Source organism: Puniceispirillum sp. (SeqCode), from assembly GCF_965657105.1.
Classification (GTDB): Bacteria; Pseudomonadota; Alphaproteobacteria; order Puniceispirillales; family Puniceispirillaceae; genus Puniceispirillum.
Genome location: NZ_CBFHNB010000075.1, coordinates 1 through 252 on the forward strand (window position 1 = coordinate 1; position 252 = coordinate 252).

Below are 252 nucleotides of genomic sequence, written 5' to 3' on the forward strand. Positions count from 1 at the left end.
CATCGCGATACACAGTCGGTTGGACGGTGGGAACGTGATGAATGCCCAATCGAACCAACCCAAGACATGACATTACGCCAGATTGCACGTGATGGCCTTAGTGTCAGCCTATCCCATGATATAGCCGAACTAAGTGCGTTGGTCACACCACAGGCGTCACAAAACCAAATCAAAATCAGGCGGGTTGCTGACGCTAATAACCCCTATCAATCTGCGGCTTAGATTATTACCCAACAAAAAACCGGAGGGCGT

The 252-nt window shown here is 49.6% G+C and carries 1 pseudogene; it reads left to right on the plus strand.

The features are described from left to right. Positions 1-222, plus strand: a pseudogene (locus ACTF7Q_RS09555) (hypothetical protein); the annotation flags it as partial. Positions 223-252 lie beyond the last annotated feature (30 nt).